This window comes from Terriglobales bacterium (assembly GCA_035651995.1).
Taxonomy (GTDB): domain Bacteria; phylum Acidobacteriota; class Terriglobia; order Terriglobales; family Acidobacteriaceae; genus DASRER01.
Genome location: DASRER010000046.1, coordinates 46234 through 64500 on the forward strand (window position 1 = coordinate 46234; position 18267 = coordinate 64500).

The 18267-nt window shown below is 65.7% G+C and carries 13 protein-coding genes; 11 read left to right on the top strand and 2 right to left on the bottom strand.

From position 1 onward, the window contains the following. Positions 1 to 48: 48 nt before the first annotated feature. The 11 genes from gpmI to VFA60_15600 all read left to right on the top strand — a co-directional run bounded on the left by gpmI (position 49) and on the right by VFA60_15600 (position 15491). A complete protein-coding gene (gene gpmI, locus VFA60_15550; GenBank protein ID HZQ93207.1) occupies positions 49 to 1653 on the top strand; it encodes a 2,3-bisphosphoglycerate-independent phosphoglycerate mutase in 1605 nt (534 codons plus the stop codon). 495 nt (positions 1654 to 2148) lie between these two features. Beyond that, entirely contained in the window at positions 2149 to 3153 is a 1005-nt protein-coding gene (locus tag VFA60_15555; GenBank protein ID HZQ93208.1) for a D-2-hydroxyacid dehydrogenase, read from the top strand. Positions 3154 to 3548: 395 nt separating this feature from the next. Then, positions 3549 to 5783, top strand: coding sequence for an ATP-binding protein (locus VFA60_15560; protein ID HZQ93209.1), 2235 nt, complete (start codon positions 3549 to 3551; stop codon positions 5781 to 5783). An 8-nt stretch (positions 5784 to 5791) separates the two neighbouring features. Continuing rightward, positions 5792 to 6238: a response regulator gene (locus VFA60_15565; protein HZQ93210.1), complete on the top strand. Its 447-nt coding sequence runs from the start codon at positions 5792 to 5794 to the stop codon at positions 6236 to 6238. A 1-nt stretch (position 6239) separates the two neighbouring features. Beyond that, positions 6240 to 7829, top strand: coding sequence for an ATP-binding protein (locus VFA60_15570; GenBank protein ID HZQ93211.1), 1590 nt, complete (start codon positions 6240 to 6242; stop codon positions 7827 to 7829). Positions 7830 to 7913: 84 nt separating this feature from the next. Then, the gene (locus tag VFA60_15575) at positions 7914 to 8903 is read left to right on the top strand and encodes a YncE family protein (protein ID HZQ93212.1); all 990 of its coding nucleotides are present in this window, start codon (positions 7914 to 7916) and stop codon (positions 8901 to 8903) included. A gap of 149 nt (positions 8904 to 9052) precedes the next feature. Further along, a complete protein-coding gene (locus VFA60_15580; GenBank protein HZQ93213.1) occupies positions 9053 to 10072 on the top strand; it encodes a hypothetical protein in 1020 nt (339 codons plus the stop codon). 104 nt (positions 10073 to 10176) lie between these two features. Next, positions 10177 to 11082, top strand: a complete 906-nt coding sequence (locus VFA60_15585; GenBank protein HZQ93214.1) for a type II CAAX endopeptidase family protein — start codon at positions 10177 to 10179, stop codon at positions 11080 to 11082. A 127-nt stretch (positions 11083 to 11209) separates the two neighbouring features. Further along, on the top strand, positions 11210 to 12265 hold the full coding sequence (locus VFA60_15590; GenBank protein HZQ93215.1) for a hypothetical protein: 1056 nt from the start codon (positions 11210 to 11212) through the stop codon (positions 12263 to 12265). A 289-nt stretch (positions 12266 to 12554) separates the two neighbouring features. Then, positions 12555 to 14195, top strand: a complete 1641-nt coding sequence (locus tag VFA60_15595; protein HZQ93216.1) for an NAD+ synthase — start codon at positions 12555 to 12557, stop codon at positions 14193 to 14195. A 417-nt stretch (positions 14196 to 14612) separates the two neighbouring features. Beyond that, positions 14613 to 15491 (top strand): DsbA family protein, encoded by an 879-nt coding sequence (locus VFA60_15600; GenBank protein ID HZQ93217.1) that lies wholly within the window; start codon positions 14613 to 14615, stop codon positions 15489 to 15491. Positions 15492 to 15596: 105 nt separating this feature from the next. Here the strand turns inward: VFA60_15600 and VFA60_15605 are convergent, their stop codons facing one another. Together VFA60_15605 and VFA60_15610 are read right to left on the bottom strand one after the other, a co-directional pair. Further along, positions 15597 to 17501 carry a hypothetical protein gene (locus VFA60_15605; protein HZQ93218.1) on the bottom strand — a complete coding sequence of 635 codons (1905 nt, stop codon included), beginning with the start codon at positions 17499 to 17501 and terminating at the stop codon, positions 15597 to 15599. 17 nt (positions 17502 to 17518) lie between these two features. Beyond that, entirely contained in the window at positions 17519 to 18241 is a 723-nt protein-coding gene (locus VFA60_15610) for an HAD family hydrolase (protein HZQ93219.1), read from the bottom strand. Positions 18242 to 18267: the final 26 nt, after the last annotated feature.

Below are 18267 nucleotides of genomic sequence, written 5' to 3' on the forward strand. Positions count from 1 at the left end.
CCGCGCCTCCGCGTCTCCGCGGTTGGCCTTCGTTTACAATCGCCGCCGATGCCGCGCCCGAAGCCACTCGTCCTCGTCATCCTCGACGGCTGGGGATACGCCCCGCCCTCGCCCGCCAACGCCATCTCGCTCGCCCGCAAGCCGGTTTACGACAAGTTGCTCGCCGACTTCCCCAACACGCTCATCCACACCAGCGGCCATTTCGTCGGCCTCCCCGACGGGCAGATGGGCAACAGCGAAGTCGGCCATCTCAACATCGGCGCCGGCCGCATCGTTTACATGGACATCACCCGCATCGACCTGATGATCCAGTCCGGCGACTTCTTCTCCAACCCCGCGCTGCTCGCGGCGATGAAGAACGCGCGCTCCGGCGGCCGCCGCCTGCACATCTTCGGCCTGCTCTCCGATGGCGGCGTGCACTCGCACATCCACCACCTGTTCGCAATATTGAAGATGGCGCGCCAGCAGGGCGTGGATCGCGCCTTCGTCCACGCTTTCATGGACGGTCGCGACACGCTTCCCACCTCCGGCGCCGGATACATGCAGGCGCTCCAGCAGAAGATGCGCGAGTACAACGTGGGCCGCGTCGCCTCCGTCAGCGGCCGCTACTACGCCATGGACCGCGATCGCCGCTGGGAGCGCGTCGCGAAGGCGTTCAACGCCATCGTCCGTGCCGACGGCGAGGCCGCGCGCTACGTGGACCCGGTGCAGGGAATCAAGGATTCCTACAACAAAGACGTGACCGACGAGTTCATCGTGCCCTTTGTCGTCGCCGACAATCGCGGCGGGCCCGTCACCACAATTCGCGACGACGACAGTTGCATCTGCTTCAACTTCCGCGCCGACCGCGCCCGCCAGATCACCCGCGCCCTCGCCCGCGAGAGCGGACTCACCCCGCAAGCCGGACGCGAACTCCCCGGCGCCGCCGACCTCGACGCCACCATCCCGCGCGATCGCGTCCCGAAGAACCTGACCTACATCTGCATGACGCGCTATGACAAGCAGTTCACCCTGCCCTACGTCGTGCCGCCCGAGTCGCTCGACAACATCCTTGCCAACGTCATGGGCCAGCAGCGCCTCCGCAACCTGCGCGTCGCGGAAACCGAAAAGTATGCGCACGTGACGTATTTCTTCAATGGCGGTGTCGAAGAGCCGTTTCCCGGCGAAGAGCGGACCCTCGTCCCTTCGCCGAAGGTTGCGACCTACGACCTGAAGCCGGAAATGTCGGCCGAGGGAATTGCCGGCGTGGTCACGAGGGCCGTGAACGATACCGCCTTCGACGTCATCATCGTGAACTTCGCCAACGCCGACATGGTGGGCCACTCCGGCAAAATCCCGCCCACCATCAAAGCCGTGGAAACCGTGGACGCCTGCCTCGGCCGCATTCTGCAAGCCGTGCGCGCGCACGGCGGCGCGGTGCTGGTCACCGCCGACCACGGCAACGCCGAAATGATGATTGATCCCGCCACCGGCGGCCCGCACACCGCGCACACCACCAACCCCGTGCCGCTCATCATCGCGGGCAACGATGGCAAGAACTTTTCCCTCCGCCCCGACGGCGCCCTTCAGGACATCGCGCCCACCATTCTCGGCGTCCTCGGAATCCCGCAGCCCAAAGAGATGACCGGCCGCGACCTGCGGGTGAAACCGTAGGGAAGCCGTAGAGACGTAGCTTGCTACGTCTCCCGCGGCCACCACGGCCCGTGTGGACGCGGGCGACCTCGCCCCGCGCTGGTATTTCCAACGTTGTAGCGGCGCGCCCGCCCTCGCCGGCCGGCACGCCACCACGGACCGTGTGGCCCGGACGCCCTCGTCCGCGAACTTGCCATCACTGCTGCCAAGGTCAATCCCTTTACGTTGTAGCGACGGGCGCCCTCGCCCGTCGGCAAGTCACGACGAACCCTCAGGAATTGTCATCCCAAGCGCGTTCTTTGCGCGAAGGTCAATCCCTTTACGTTGTAGCGACGGGTGCCCTCGCCCGTCGGCAAGTCACGACGAACCCTCAGGAATTGTCATCCCGAGCGCGTTCCTTGCGCGAGGGATCTGCATTTGCTGTTCGCACCACAACGATCAGCGGCGTTCAGCGCTCCGCGCACACCACTCCTTTGTGTATCTTTGTGTCCTTTGCCGTTAAGCTTTGACCTTCGCATGACCGACAACCATCGCATCAACGTTCTGGCTGTGGTCTACCATCCCTTCTCCCTCTGGCGCGCGCCCGACTGGCTCAGCACGCGCCTCCGGAGCGATTTTCCGCAGGTCCACGCCACCCAGCTCCCCAGCTACCAGAACGTCGAAGACCACATCGCGTCGGCCGACGCCCTCATCGGGTGGTCGCTTCGCGCCGAGCAATTCGCGCTCGCCAAAAGACTCCGCTGGATCCACTCTCCCGCCGCTGCCGTGCACCAGCTCCTGCTCGTGCCCTCCATCGCGCAAAGCGACGTCATGATCACCAACGCCGCCACCATCCACGGCCCGGTGGTCGCCGAGCACGCTATCGCGCTCATCCTCGCCCTGGCCAAGCGCCTCCCGTGGGCCATGCGCTATCAGCAGGAAAAAAATTGGGCGCAGCAGATCATGTGGGACACCGAGCCGCGCCCGCGCGAGGTCTCCGGCGCTAACCTGCTGCTCATCGGACTGGGCAACATCGGCAGGGAAGTGGCTTCTCGCGCCGCCGCGCTCGGTATGCGCGTGGCCGCCGTGCGCGAAAATCCGGCTCGCGGCGCCGAAACTGCGCACGAGGTCCACGGCTTCGACCAGCTCGATTCGCTGCTCCCGGGCGCCGACTACGTCGTCCTCGCCGCGCCGCTCACGCCGCGCACACTGCGGTTGTTCAACGCCGATCGCCTCGCGCGCCTCCGCAAAGACGCCTACCTCGTCAACGTCGCTCGCGGCCCGCTCATCGACGCCGCCGCTCTTGCCCACGCGCTCGGCCGCAACCAATTCGCCGGCGCCGCCCTCGATACTTTCGACGAAGAGCCGCTCCCCGCTTCCTCGCCCCTCTGGACCCTGCCCAACGTCTTCATCACCCCGCACACCGCCGCCGTAACAGAGAAACTCTGGGAGCGCCATTACGCGCTCATCGCCGAAAACATGCGCCGCTTCCTCGCTGGCCGGCCGTTGCTCAACCTGGTCGACAAATCCCGCGGCTACTGACGCGCCGCACCACGCGCCCGCCGGCGCCCTCGCCCGGCACGCCACCACGGACCGTGTAACGCGGACGCCCTCGTCCGCGAGCTTGCTACCACGGCTCCCGAGTTCAATGTTGCAGCGGCCGGCGCCCTCGCCCGGCACGCCACCACGGACCGTGTGGCGCGGACGCCCTCGTCCGCGAGCTTGCTACCACGGCTCCCGAGTTCAACGTTGCGGCGGCCGGCGCTCTCGCCCGGCACGCCACATCTCATGACTTTCCGGGCTACAGAGACCTTGCTGGCGAACTGGCCCTCCCTGGAAACTCATCCTGAAGTTCAGCTCCGGAAATCCGGTGCTAGAATCCCCTGCAACGCTGTCCTCTCTGCGCGCCCGCTATTCCGTCCTGAGGTCCGCACCTTATGCCCGTTTCCGACGCAGCCACTCCTCCCTCGTTGCCCGCCAATCACACCCAACGTGTCATCGTCTTCTGGACGCTGCCCTTCCTGGCGGCCCTCGCTCTCTGGCCCGCCCTGCGGCATCTTTTGGCGACGGACTTTCTGCCGCACTGGTACTGCTACCTCGGCAACCGTCCGCTCGCGTATCTGCACATTACCGCTGACGTCGTCATCGGCCTCTCCTACGTCGCCATTTCCTTCACCCTCGGATATCTGGTGTATCGCGGCCGCCGGGAAATACCCTTCCGATGGATCTTCGTCGCCTTCGGCCTGTTCATCGTTGCCTGCGGCTTTACCCACTTCATGGAGGTGCTCACCGTCTTCAAGCCGTACTACTGGCTGAGCGGCGAGGTCAAAGTCATTACCGCGCTGGCTTCGGCATTTACCGCGGTTGCGCTGCCGCCGCTGGTTCCGCGCACGCTCTCGCTCGTTCGCGCCGAAAAACTGGCCGAGCAGCGCCGCACCGCGCTCGAGGCCACGTATGAAGACCTTCAGGAGTCCAACCGCAAGCTCGGGTACTTGCTCGGCACCAGCGAGGCCCGCTTCCGGCGCCTGGTGGACTCCAACATCATGGGCATCCTTACCGTCGAGCTGGACGGTAACATCACCGAGATCAACGATGCCGCCGTTGAAATGCTCGGCTACACGCGCGAAGAAATACTTTCCTCGGTGCGCTGGCCGCAACTGATCCCGCCCGATCGCGTGGAATCCAGCCGCATGGAATTTGTTCACCTCATCAGGGATGGTTCGCTCGCGCCCCGCGAGGGCGAACTTGTTCGCAAAGACGGCGAGCGCGTTCCGGTGCTCGCCGCCGCGCTGCTCGACGAGCCCGGCTCCGAGCGCGCCATCGCGCTCGCCCTCGATCTGCGTGAGCACAAGCGCGTGGAGCGCGAGCGCGCCGAGCTCTTGGAGCGCGAGCAGCGCGCCCGCCGCGCCGCCGAAGAGGCGGTGGAAAGCGTGCGCCGCCTCCAGACCATCACCGAGGCCGCGCTCGCACACCTGGAATTGCCCGACCTGCTGAAAGTACTGGTTTCCCGCCTGCAAGGGCTGCTCGATGGCGACACCATTGCCATTCTTCTGCGCGACGAGCACGAAGACGAGTTCGTGGTTCGCGCCGCTGTCGGCCTCGAGCAGGAGGTCGTCCAGAAAGTCAGGATTCCATGGGGACGCGGTGTGGCCGGGCGCATCGCCTCTTCACCGCGCCCGGTGGCGATCGAAGATCTCACCGCCGTCGAAGGGTTCAGCGACGTGCTTCGCAACTCCGGCGTCGTCTCCCTGCTCGGCGCGCCGCTGATCGCCGAGGGACGCGTGATCGGGGTGGTTCACGTTGGCAGCCGCCAGCCGCGGCAGTTCGCTCCCGAAGAGAGCGACCTCCTGCAGTACGCCGCCGACCGCATCGCCACCGCCATTCAGCACGCCCACCTTTACCACCAACAGGTGGTGGCCGCGCGCGAGCTCGAGCAGAAGGGCCGCGAAGTCGAACAACTCAACCTCGAGCTGGAAGAGCGCGTCCGGCTGCGCACCGCCGAATTGCAGGCCGCCGTCGCCGAGCTGGAGGCCTTCAGCTACTCGGTCTCGCACGACCTGCGCGCCCCGCTGCGCAGCATCGACGGCTTCAGCCAGATGCTGCTGGAAGACTACGGCCCCGAGCTCAACCTGCAGGCGCGCGATGACCTGCGGCGCGTGCGCAACGCCAGCAGCCGCATGGGACGCCTTATCGACGACCTGTTGCAGCTCTCCCGCGCCGAGCTCACCCGCGACCCGGTGGATCTGACCGCCCTTGCTCAATTGGTGGTTAAAGAGTTGCAGGACAATGACAATGACAGAGACATTGAAGTAAAACTTCAACCGTCCCTGACCGCCAGCGGCGATCCCCGGCTGCTGGAAGCCGCTCTCGCCAACCTGCTCGGAAATGCCTGGAAGTTCACAGCCGGGAAGCCCCAAGCCTGCATCGAATTTGGTGAGACGTCTGTCCTGGGTGAGCGCGCTTTCTTCGTTCGCGACAACGGCGCCGGGTTTAACATGGAGTACGCAGGCAAACTCTTTCAGCCTTTCCAGCGGCTGCACGCGCCCGGCGAGTTCGAAGGCACGGGTGTCGGCTTGGCGATCGTTCAGCGCATTATTGCCCGCCACGGCGGACGCGTCTGGGCCCAATCCGACCCGGGGCAGGGAGCGACCTTCTACTTCACTTTGGGGTGACGGACGGAATGCAGAGCGCTCTGCCGGCCAAGACGGTCCTGCTGGTTGAGGACAATCCCGACCACGAAGCCCTCACCTTGCGCGCCCTTCGGCGGCACGCCGCCATCCGTAACATCGTTGTCGCCCGCGACGGCGCCGAGGCGCTGGAGCGCCTGTTCGGTCCCTCGTCAGCCCAGCGCTCCTATCCCGACCTCATCCTGCTCGACCTCGGTCTTCCTAAGCTCGACGGCATTGAGGTGCTCAAGCGGCTGCGCGCCGAAGAGGCCACTCGTCTGATTCCTGTCGTGGTCCTCACCTCGTGGGACGAAACTCGCGACGTGCGCTCCAGTTACTCAAACGGCGCCAACAGCTACATCCGCAAGCCGGTCGACTACGACGAGTTCATGGAGGCGGCACGGCAGCTCGGTGTCTATTGGCTCACGTTGAATGAATCTCCCCTTTCGAGGCAGCCCTGAAATGGCCGGCAAACCCCTGCGGGTACTCCTCATTGAGGATTCCGAAGACGACGCTTTGCTGCTCAATCGCGAGCTGCGGCGCCAGGGCTACGATCCCCAGGTCCGCCGCGTCGCTCGCCGCGAGGAGATGATCGCCGCCCTCGAACAGGACTCCTGGGACATCGTCCTCAGCGACTACTACCTGCCGAACTTCGACATCGCCACGGCCCTTGAACTGCTCCGCCAGCGCCACCTCGACCTGCCGTTCATCATCGTTTCCGCAGCGGTCGGCGAGCGCAAAGCGGTGGAGGCCATGCGGTATGGCGCCCACGATTACGTGATGAAAGACGCGCTCGGACGCCTCGGCCCCGCCATCGAGCGCGAGATGAGCGACGCCGAAAATCGCCGCCAGCGCCGCCGCGCCGAACGCTACATCGGCGAGCTGAACCGCGACCTTCAGCTCCGCCTCAGCGAACTGCAAACCCTGCTCGACATCGTGCCCATCGGCATCGCCATCTCCGACGATCCGCATGCCGACCGCATCCGCATCAATCGCCGCCTCGCCGATCTGCTCGGCATTCCGCCTGACCTGAATGCTTCACCCAACGACGGCAACGCCGATCGTCCACCGCTGCGCTACCTCGTGAATGGCCGCGAGTTGCGCCCCGAAGAGCTGCCCGTGCACCGCGCTGCCCGCGAAGGCCGCCCGGTGGACCACTATGAACTCGAGGTCGTGCGCCCCGATGGGACCAGCGCCCACCTGCTCGGCTCCGCTGTGCCCCTGCATGACGACCAGGGCAGCATTCGTGGCGCCGTCGCCGCTTTCATGGACATCACCGAACGCCGCGCCACCGAGGCCGCGCTGCGCAACAGCGAAAAGCTCGCCACCGTCGGACGCCTCGCCGCCACCATCGCCCACGAGATCAACAACCCGCTCGAGGCCGTCACCAACGTGCTCTATCTGCTCGGCCGCACGCCTGATCTGCCTCCCGCTGCCGCGCAGTATGTGACCATCGCGCAGCAGGAGCTCACGCGCATCGCGTCGATCGTCAAACAGACGCTCGGCTTCTACCGCGACACGACAACCGCCGTTCCCATCCAGCTCACCGAGGTGCTCGACGGCGTGCTCGCCCTCTACGACCGCCGCATTCGCGGGCAGGGAATTCGGGTTGAGCGCCGCTACGAATCCGACGGCGATGTCTTCGCTTTTCCCGGCGAAATCCGCCAAGTGTTTTCCAATCTCATCATCAATGCCATCGAGGCCCTGCCGCTGCGCGGCCGCCTCCGGCTGCACGTCTACGAAACCGCGCATCCCGTCGATCCGCAGCGCCGCGGCGTGCGCGTGGTGATCGCCGACAACGGCCCCGGCATCGCCCCCGCCGCGCGCGCCCGCCTCTTCGAGCCCTTCTTCACCACCAAGGGCGAGAAGGGAACCGGCCTCGGACTCTGGGTTTCGCAGGGCATCATCCGCAAGCATGACGGCAACATCCGCATGCGCAGCAGCACCCGCCCCGGCGCTTCCGGCACCGTGTTCTCCATCTTCCTGCCCACCGATGCCAAGGCGAAGGGCGGAAACGCGCGTAAACCTCCGCGCCGCAGCCGCGCCTCCTAGTACCGAGCATCGAAGCCCCGCCGCGGCAGGCAGCAGGAATCCAGCCAAGGGCATCTTATCGCGTGGCAGTCCTGCGGGATCCCAATGCGCCTGAAGCTGCTTATTGTTCCCCTGGTCCTCGTCTTGTGGTCGGCCGCAACCGCGGCGCAACTGCGCCAGGTTGCGATCCTCGACCTCCCCGGCCGCCCGGGCTTCGACGCCATCGCCTTGGCCAGCGGACGCGTGGTCATCGCCCACGCCGGCGCCGGCACGGTCGACATCTTCGATCCCGCCCGCCGCCGCCTCGTCGCCCAGATCGGCAATCTCGATCATCCGCGCGGACTCGCCGTTGACGAACCCGGCCGTCGGCTCTTCATCGCCGACGCCGGCAACCGCACCATCTCCACCGTCTCCACCAACACCTGGAAAGTCGAAAACCAGTTCCCGCTCTCCAGTTCGCCCGACGCGCTGCTCTTCGCGCCCGCCGCCAACATGCTGTACGCAACCAACTGGCACGATGGCTCCGTTTCCGCCGTGGACCCGGTCACCGGCCAGGCCCGCACCGTCGCCGTCGGCGGACGCCCCGCCGACCTGCTCTTCGATCCCGCCAGCCATCGCCTCTACATCACCGTCCAGGGCCGCAACTACGTGCTGATCACCGATTCCGCGCTCAACGCGCGCGGAAAATTTCCGCTCGCCGGCTCGCTGCCCACCGGCGTCGCGCTCGACGCCGCCAACCGCAAGCTCTTCATCGCGGTCCGTTACGCGGTCGTCGTCCTCGACCTCGACAGCGGTTCCGAACTTGCCCGCGTGCCCATGCCCGCCGGCACCGACATGCTCTGGTACGACGATTCGTCGCAGTCGCTTTACACCGCTGCCAACGGCGGTATCGTCAGCGTGATCCGCCGCGACGGCGCCCGCTATTTCGTCGAGCAGGAGCTGGTCACTGAAGTCCGCGGCCACACTCTCGCCTTCGACGCCGAGCGCCAATTCATCTACGTCCCCGGCGGACGCGACGGCCGCAGCAAGCTCGTCATCCTCAGGCGCTTCGACAACCCCGCTCACTCCCGCCCGCCACAAACCGCGCTGCGCTGACGACCAGACCGTGCAGCGGCGGGCGTCCTCCCCCGCCGGCACTCCTTCGTGCCCTTTGTGTTCCGTCGTGTCATTTGTGTCTGAGCTGTTGATCCTGATCGTCGCCGACGACCAACGGCCAACGGCCAGCGACGCTTTACAATCCCGCCATGCCCCGACCCTCGGTCCTCACCCAGGCCCCATGCCGCGTTGATCTCGCCGGCGGCACGCTCGATCTCTGGCCGCTTTACCTTTTCCATCCCGGCGCAGTGACCGTGAATTTCGCCGTCACCGTGCTCACCAGCTGCCGCGTGGCGCCGCTCTCCGGCAAGCGCATCCATCTGCGCTCGCTCGACACGCGCCGCGAAGACCGCTTCCGGTCGCTCGAAGATCTCGCCTGTGCCCGCGGCTATCGCCACGCGCTGGCCGCGCACCTGGTGCGGCTTTTCGCCCCGGAAGGCGGCGTGCTCATCGAGACACGCTCCGAATCGCCCGCCGGCGCCGGCATTTCCGGCTCATCCGCGCTGATGGTCGCTACCGCTGCCGCCCTCGCCCGCTACACCGGGCGCAAATTCTCCCGCGAGCGGCTCCGTGCGCTCGCCCAGAACGTGGAAGCGCAGCTCATCCAGGTTCCGACCGGATGCCAGGACTACTATCCAGCGCTCTTCGGCGGCGTTGCCGCGCTGCACCTGGAGCCCGACGGCATTCATCGCCGGGCGCTGCCCGTTCCGCCCGAAGATCTCGACGCGCGCTTCGTCCTCGCCTACACCGGCGCGCCGCGCCAGAGCGGCATCAACAACTGGGAAGTGTTCAAGGCGCACGTGAACGGCGACCGCCGCGTTCACCGCAACTTCGAGCAAATCGCCGCCATTGCCCGCGGCATGCGCGACGCGCTCACCCGCGCCGACTGGACCGAGGCCGCGCGCCTGCTCCGCGCCGAGTGGAAGCTGCGCCGCACCAACGCCCCCGGCATCACTACGCCGCTCATCGACCGCCTCGTCTCCGCCGCCATGAAGCAGGGCGCGCGCGCCGCCAAGGCCTGCGGCGCCGGCGGCGGCGGATGCGTTGTCTTCCTCGTCGAGCCCGACGCCAAGCAGCGCGTCTCCACCGCGCTGCGCCGCCACGGCGCCAGAATTCTCGACTGCCGCGTCGCCCGCGACGGCCTAACCGTCATCAGCCCGCGCCGCTAGCTGCGCAAACTGCCGCGCTTCCTTTGTGTCCGTTGTGCCTCCTTCGTGCCCTTTGTGGTTAGCTTTTGCAGTTCATTGCGGCAAGCCCTATCCTCCACTCGAACGTGCCCTCCATCTTCTTCACCCCCGGCCAGCGCCTCCGCCCCATCTGGCGTTTCCTGCTGGCCCTGCTGGTCTTCTTCGCGGCCGAATACCTGGCGGCCGCTCTCGCCTCGTTTGTCCCCGGACGCCGTCCGCTCCTGTTCAACCTTGTATTTGAGTTTCTCGACCTCGCGCTGCTGCTCGCCGGCTTCAGCTTTCTGCTTATCATCGTGGACGGTGTCGAAGGCCCGCCGCTCTCCGCCATGGGACTCACCCTGCGCCGCCCATGGCTGCGTGAATCCTTCACCGGATTCGCGATGGGCGCGCTGCTGGTGGTCGTCGCGTTCCTCATCTTGGTCGTCATCGGCTCGGTTTCTTCGACGCTTTACAATCTCTCAGCGCGCAACTTGGTCCGCGCGGCGGCTGTTTTCGCCCTGCTGGCCTTTGGCGCTTTGAGCGAAGAAGTCGTCTTCCGTGGATACCCCTTCCAGCGCCTCATCGAAGCCGTCGGCGTTGCGCCCGCACTCGTCTTCGTGTCTCTGCTCTTCGGTGGAATGCACGCCTCCAATCCGCACGCCACCACCTGGGGCGTGCTCAACACCGCGCTCTTCGGCGTGCTCGCCTCCATCGCTTACCTGCGCACCCGCGCCCTCTGGCTGCCCTGGGGCATTCACTACGGCTGGAACCTGGCGCTGGGGCTTGTCCTCGGCCTGCCTGTCAGCGGGCTCTCGCTGTTCTCCGTTCTCGGCCGGACCACCGTCTCCGGCCCCATCTGGCTCACTGGCGGCAACTATGGGATCGAGGGTTCGGCCACTGGGACCGCCGCCATGGCGCTCGGCGTGGTCATCGTGCTTGTCTGCACGCGCCGCGCCGAGAGGGCACGATCTTCGCAATCGCCCGGCGCCGCCTCGGAACAATTGTCATCCTGAGCGAAGCCGGCGCGGCGCGGCCGGGCCCTCCGCGTCCTCTGCGGTTTAAGCCTTTGGACCCTGCGCCCGCATCCAATCATCAGCCACGCTGGGCGTATAATCACTTCGCCCCCGCCCACATGCTGTCATGACTCGCGTATTCGTGGTTATCCTGGCCTTCGCCTCTCTGCTGAGCGCCGCCGACACGCAGAACAAGCCGCCCGCGCCCATCCCCAACAGGCCTATCACCACCTCCACCCGCATGGACCTCATCCGCGGGCTCCAGTCCGAGTTTGTGTTCCTGAAAGTGCTTTTTCCGATGGGCAAAGAAGGACTCAAGCTCCGCGACGGACGCCTCTCGCCCGACGACGTTGGCATTCGCAACCTTATCGCCAACAATGGACTGGCCGGACGCCCCGGCGACCGCGGGCAGATCACCAACATCCTCATCCGTGACCGCAGCATCGTCTTTGAACTGAACGGCGGGCCCAAGAAAAAGAAAAAGTGGTATCAGCACCTCGAGGTCGGCGTAGGCGCCAACACCGTCCCGGTCGCGCCCGACAACAGCGAGATGGCGGTTGGCTCGGTCCTGACCCTTGAGTTCGACAAGTTCGTCCCCGATCTCACCGTGGAACAGGCCAAGCGACTGCTCGCGCCCGTCTTCGATTTCACTGCCAGGAGCGCGTCGCAGGTCTTCGTCGAAAGTCTGCCCCCCAAGCTCAAAGACGCTATCGCCAATCACCACGTCCTGGTCGGCATGAACCGCGAGCTGGTCAACGCCGCCCGCGGCCGTCCTGACCAGAAGGTCCGCGAGCGCGAAGCCGGCGCCGAGTACGAGGAGTGGATTTACGGACAGCCGCCGCAGGAAGTCGAATTCGTGCGCTTCACCGGCGACGAGGTCACGCAGGTGAAGACCATGAAGGTCAACGGCGAAAAAATCCTGCGCACGCAGAAGGAAATTGACGTGGCCACCGCCCTGGCGCAGCATCGCGATGCGCAAGCCACCGAAGGGCAGCCGGGAGGCGCCGCCGACCTCAGCTCCGATCCCGCGCCCGGCGACAAATCAGCGCCGGCCAAGAAGCCCACGCTGCGCCGTCAGGGCGAGGAAGCTCCGCCTGACAAGACGCCCGACACCGTCAGCACTCCTCCACCGCCGCCGCGCCCGCAGGAGCCGCAAGGGCCGCCGCCAAACCCTCCCCGGTAGAAACGTAGCTGGCTGCGTCTGCCACAACCACGGGCCTTCACTAGGTGCCGACCGGGCGCCCCCGCCCGTCGGCGCCCTACCACCGACCGTGTGGACGCGGCCGACCTCGCCCGCGCAGCTGGCGAAGCCAGCGCCAAATGAGCAGCCCGCAGCGCAAGCTGTGGGTTTACTGCGTAATTTGTCCGAGCTCGCGAAGCGAGCGGCACACTCGGCGGTCCCAGCTCCCTCGTGCTGCTTCGTGTCCGTTGTGTTTAACTTTTGATCTCAGGCGTTGCGCTAGAATTGACGTGTGAAGATCGCGCTCGGCCAGATCAATCCCACCGTCGGGGACTTCGCAGGCAACGCCGGCAAGATCATCGAGTACGCTCATCGCGCCCGCCAGGCCGGCGCAGGCCTCATTCTTTTCCCCGAACTCGCCATTTGCGGCTACCCGCCGCGCGACCTGGTCGAAAATCCTTCGTTCATCGCCAGGAACTGGGAGTCGCTGGAGCGCATCGCCCGTGAAACGGCCGGCATCGCCGTGGTCGCCGGGCTGGTCACCGCTGCCCGGGCCGAGACCGGCAAGCGCGTGATGAACTCCGCCGCGCTCACGCAAAACGGGCAGGTTGCCTTCGTGCAGCACAAGCGCCTGCTGCCCACCTACGACGTCTTCGACGAGCAGCGCAACTTCGCTCCCGCCGAATCGCAGCAGCTGTTCCCCTTCTGCGGAAACCAGATGGCGCTCACCATCTGCGAAGACGCATGGAATGACAAGCACTTCTGGAACCGCCGGCTTTACGGCGTCGACCCGGTCGAGGAGCTGATCAAGCAGGGCGGCAACTTTCTGCTCAACATCTCCGCCTCGCCCTTCCACGTGGGAAAACGCGAACTCCGCCAGAAGATGCTCGCCACCATCGCCACCAATGACAACGTTCCCGTCCTGATGGTCAATCAGGTCGGCGGCAACGACCAGCTCATCTTCGACGGCTCCAGCATGGTCCTTGACCGCGAGGGCAAGGTTATCGCGCAGGCCCGGTCCTTCGAGGAAGATCTGGTTTACTTCGACTCGGCCTCGCTCGAAGGCGACATTCATCCGCAGATCGAAGGCGTGGAGGCCAGCGCCTACGCAGCCTTGGTCATGGGCACGCGAGATTACGTTTCCAAGTGCTGCTTTCGCCGCGTGATCATCGGCCTCTCCGGCGGCATCGACTCCGCTCTCACCGCCTGCATCGCCGTTGACGCCCTCGGCCCCGACAACGTCATGGGCGTCAGCATGCCCAGCCCGTACTCCTCGCGCGGCTCGATCGATGACGCCCGTGCGCTCGCCGCCAACCTCGGCATTCGCTTCGAAGTGCTGCGCATCTCCGAAGGCTTCGACGTGATGCGCAAGACGCTGAAACCCGTTTTTGAAGGCCGCGAGGAAGACGCCACCGAGGAAAACCTGCAGTCACGCCTGCGCGGCGTTCTGCTCATGGCGCTCTCCAACAAGTTCGGCGCGCTGGTGCTCTCCACCGGCAACAAGAGCGAACTCGCCGTGGGCTACTGCACCCTTTACGGCGACATGGTCGGCGGCCTCGCCGTCATCTCCGACGTGCCCAAGACCATGGTCTATCGCCTCAGCCATTACGTGAACTCGCGCCGCCCGGTCATTCCCAAGTCCACGCTGGAAAAGCCACCCAGCGCGGAGCTGCGCCCCAACCAGAAAGACACCGATACGCTGCCCGAATACGAAGTTCTCGACACCATCCTCGAAGACTACGTGGAAGACAACAAGAGCGCCGAAGAAATTGCCTCAAGCCGCGGATACGACATCGCTCTTGTCCGCAGGGTCGTCCGCATGATTGCCGCCGCCGAGTACAAGCGCCAGCAGGCTGCCCCTGGCCTCAAGATCAGCGAGAAGGCCTTCGGCGTCGGCCGCCGCTTCCCAATCGCCGCCCGCACCGAATTTTGAGGGGTCATCCTGAGCCAATTGTGAGGGGTCATCCCGAGCGAATTGTGAGGGGTCATCCTGAGCGGAGGACGCGCTCCCGCGCGAGCGGGAGCGCGTCCGCAGTCGAAGGATCCCTACCCACAACTCAGCCGCGCAGGACAAGCCAGCGCGCTGCATAACTAGTTTTGTAGAGACGTAGCTTGCTGCGTCTCCAAGGCGAGCGATACCACCCTGCGTGCTCCAATCCCTTGCCCAGCGCCGTTGCTCCCAAAGAGCGGGAGCGCGCAACCGAACCGTTCATGTAGCGCTCACAATCAATTTCCTTGGTGCCCTTCGTGCTCCCTTCGTGGCCTTTATGGTTGGCTTTTGTTTTTTCAGTTACCCGATTACGAAATTACTCAATTTCCCGATAATTCCTCCGCCTGCGATAATCAATTCATGAAGCGCGTCCTCATTGCCCTCTTACTGGCCACCGTCACCTTTGCCCAAACCAAATCCGCTCCAAGACCCACTCCGAAACCCGCCGCGGCCGCCAACTCAGCCCTCCCGACCGAAGCCACGGTGAACTCCTTCATGCGCCAGATGTTCGGCTACGACCCGACGCTCCAGTGGGAAGTCGGTCCAATCACCATGTCCGAATACGGTCTCCCTCAAGCCGACGTGAAGGTCGCCGGCCAGCAGGGACAGCAGACGCTCCGCCTCTACATCACGCCCGACGGCAAGCACGCCGTGAACGGTGAAATGATCCCCTTCGGCGCCGATCCCTTTGCCACTGCGCGCGCGCAGCTCGCCGCGGCGAACGGCCCGGCGCGCGGTCCGGCCGACGCTCCGGTGACCATCGTGGAGTTCAGCGACCTGCAATGCCCGCACTGCAAGTCGGCGCAGCCCATCGTCGACAAGCTGCTGGCGTCGAATCCCAATGCGCGCCTGGTGTTCGAGCACTTTCCGCTCCAGGGTCACGACTGGGCGCGTGTCGCCGCTTCGTGGGCCGACTGCATCGGCCGCAGCAACAACGATGCCTTCTGGAAGTTTGTGCAGGGCGTTTACGACGCGCAGAATGAAATCACCGCCGCCAACGCCAACGAGAAATTCGCCTCCATTGCCGAGGCCGGCGGCGCCGATTCCGCCCGCGCCATGACTTGCGCCCAGACGCCGGAAACGCGCGCCCGCGTGGACGCCGCGCTCAAGCTGGGCGAGCAGGTCGGCGTCACCGGCACGCCGACGCTGTTCATCAACGGCCGCAAGATCGCCAACGTCGCCGGCGCGCCGTTCGAAACCCTCGACGCCATCACCAAGTTCGCCGCGTCAAGCAAATAGCGACGACGAAGCCGCCTTTGTGCCCTCGTGCCCCTTCGTGCCCCTTTGTGTTCAGCTTTTGCCTTTGCGTTTGACTTGCCAGCGGCCAGCGGCCGGCGACCGTTGTTATCGTCCCATCACGAACGTCGCCGAGCTCTGCGGCCGCGACGCCACGATGTGCGGCGTGATGGTGATGAGCAGCTCGCCGTAGTTTTTCGTGCGCTGGCTGCTGCTCACCGCAGGTCCCAGCATTGACGTCAGCCCCGGCAGCCCGCGAAGGCTCTTCTGGTCCGACTCGGTCAGCAACCCCGCCAGGATCGCGGTGTCGCCGTTGGGCACCGTGATCGTGCCCGTGTACTCGCGGTTGGAAATCACCGGAATGCCGTTGATGTTCTGGCCGGTGAGCGCGCGGATCTGCATCTCCAGCTTCAGCGTCACGTCACGATCGCTCTGGATGATCGGCGTCGCCTTCAGCGTCACGCCAAGGTCTTCGTAGCTGAAGCTGGGAAACGGCGCCTGGAAGCTGTTGTTCGCCAGCACCTGCGACACCGACGCGGTGTTGAAGATCGGCGAGAACGTCGCGTTCAGGATGGGGAAGCGGCTGCCCACGCGCATCGTCACGGCGGTGTTGTTGCCGGCGCGCAGCGTCAGGTGCTCGAGGTTGCTCACATTCGACTCGTTGAATGCCGCGCGTATCGTCGCCGGCGGAACGCTCACGCCGAAAAACGTGATTCCGCCGCCGAACGTGGCGATCGGGTTCTGGAAGATGGAAGCCTGCTGGTTCTGCAGCTGCGCCAGCAGCGCCTGGATGGCCTGGCTGTTGGCCTGGTTGATCGCGCCGGTGGCGAACAGCTGGTTGATCAGGTCCTGCAGGTTCGTTCCGCCGGGCAGCGCCAGACCGGTGAGATAGATGAGCTGGAACTGCAGCGGCAGATCGATCCCAATGTCCTTCAGCGTGCTGTTGCTCACCTCGTAGAACTTTGTGTCGAGCAGCACCTGCGGCGGTCCGCCAACCGCTTCCTGCATGAAGCGCGACGCGGCGTCAACCTGCGCCTGCGTGCCGCGCACGGTGACGGCAAAGTTCTGGCTCGAGATCGTGATCTTGCTCAGGTCGAAGATCACGCGCAGCACGTTGACGTAGTCGTTCAGCTCCTGCGCGCTGTTCAGCCCTTCCACGTAGAAGGTGCGCATCACCGAGCGCTCCATGGCGTTGCGCGTGCCCGCATTGTCGGGCAGCACGATGATGGCGCGCTCGGCCAGCGGCACGTAGAACGTGCGCGTCACGCGCTGCGCGGCCGCGGCAGCCGACTCGAAGTCCGCTTCATCCACGTTGAAGCGCACCGGGACCGCGGGTGTGGTGTCGTCAAACGTCACGGTCAGCCCGAAGACGCGCCCGATCTCGGTCCACAACCCGCGCGTGTCGCCGCGGAAGTGGATGCTGCGCACTCCAGCCTGCGGCTTCAGGTCGACTTCGCCCGAGTCTTCCACGCGCAGCAGCGCGGGCGGGCGCGGCGGCGCGCCTGCGTCCGACGATGCGCGTATTCGTTCGAGCACATAGCTGTTGGCGGGATCGAGCGCGAGCGCGGCCTGGAATTCCGCCATCGCCGGAATCGCGCGCTGCTCGGCCTCGTACTTGTTGCCGCGGCGGATGTGCTCCAGCACAAGCTGCTGCTTGGCCAGCTCGCGCACGGTGGCAAACTGCGCGCTGCGCGGCGCCAGTTCCGACGCGCGCCGGAATTCGGCCAGCGCCTCTTCCGTGCGCGATTCGCGCATCAGCCTGGAGCCGCGCGCAAAGGCCTCGCGCGCGTGCTTCATGTCACCCTTCGAGACGCCGCAGTCCGAGCCGTTCGCGGCGGTGCAGGGAAGCGGCGTGATGGCGACCTGCGTCTCCGCCGCTGGCGATGGCACAGCGGGCGCGGACGGCGCAGCCGGCGGCGACGGCGCCAAAGTTGAAGGCGCAGGGACCTGGGCCAGCGCGCAGCTCGCAACCAGCAAGGCAGCAGCCGCGGCGCGCAGCAGCTCGGTTCGCATCGCGTTAATTGTATCCCTCAGCTCGCATTCGCGAGTTCCGCCAGCAGCTCATCGCACGAGCCTACGCACACATCAGGATCGAGTTTCCGCAGCTCACTTGCAGAGAAGATTCCGGTCGCCACCGCGACCACCGGCGCGCCAACTTCGCGCGCCGCCGCGATGTCCGCAGGCGTATCGCCCACGAAGACCACGCGCGCGCTCGCTCCGCGCAGCCCGCGCGCCTGCTCCATGCCGTGGCGAAAGATGTCGGCTCGCCGCTCGCGCTGGTCGCTGAAGGCGCCCAGCGTGAAGTAGTCGCGAATGCCCGCCGCGCGCAGCTTCAGCCAGCCAATCTGCTCCAGGTTTCCCGAGACGACGCCAAGCGTCTTGCCGCGCGAGGTGAGCGCGCGCAGCAGCTCGCGAATCCCCGAGCAGCACTGCGGACTCATTTCCGCGGCATTGCGCGCGGCTTCCGCGCGCATGCGCTCGAGCGCCGATTCCAGCTTCGCGTCGAAGTCAGCGTCAGCAATGCCTTGCTTGCGCGCAACCGCGCGCAAGATCCCAAGGTCGGTGTTTCCGTGAACGGGAACACCGTCAATCACCGCGCCAATGTTCCACGTGGAACGCAGGGCCGAGTGGAAGGCGTTGTAGTGAACGCCATCGCGGCTATTCACCAGCGTGCCGTCTATATCAAATAGAAAAGCGTCGGCGGAGGGCCACGCGAAGGGAGACGTGGAGCGCTGAGCCAGGGGAACAGTCATCTACGAAGTTTCAAGTTTCCAGTTTT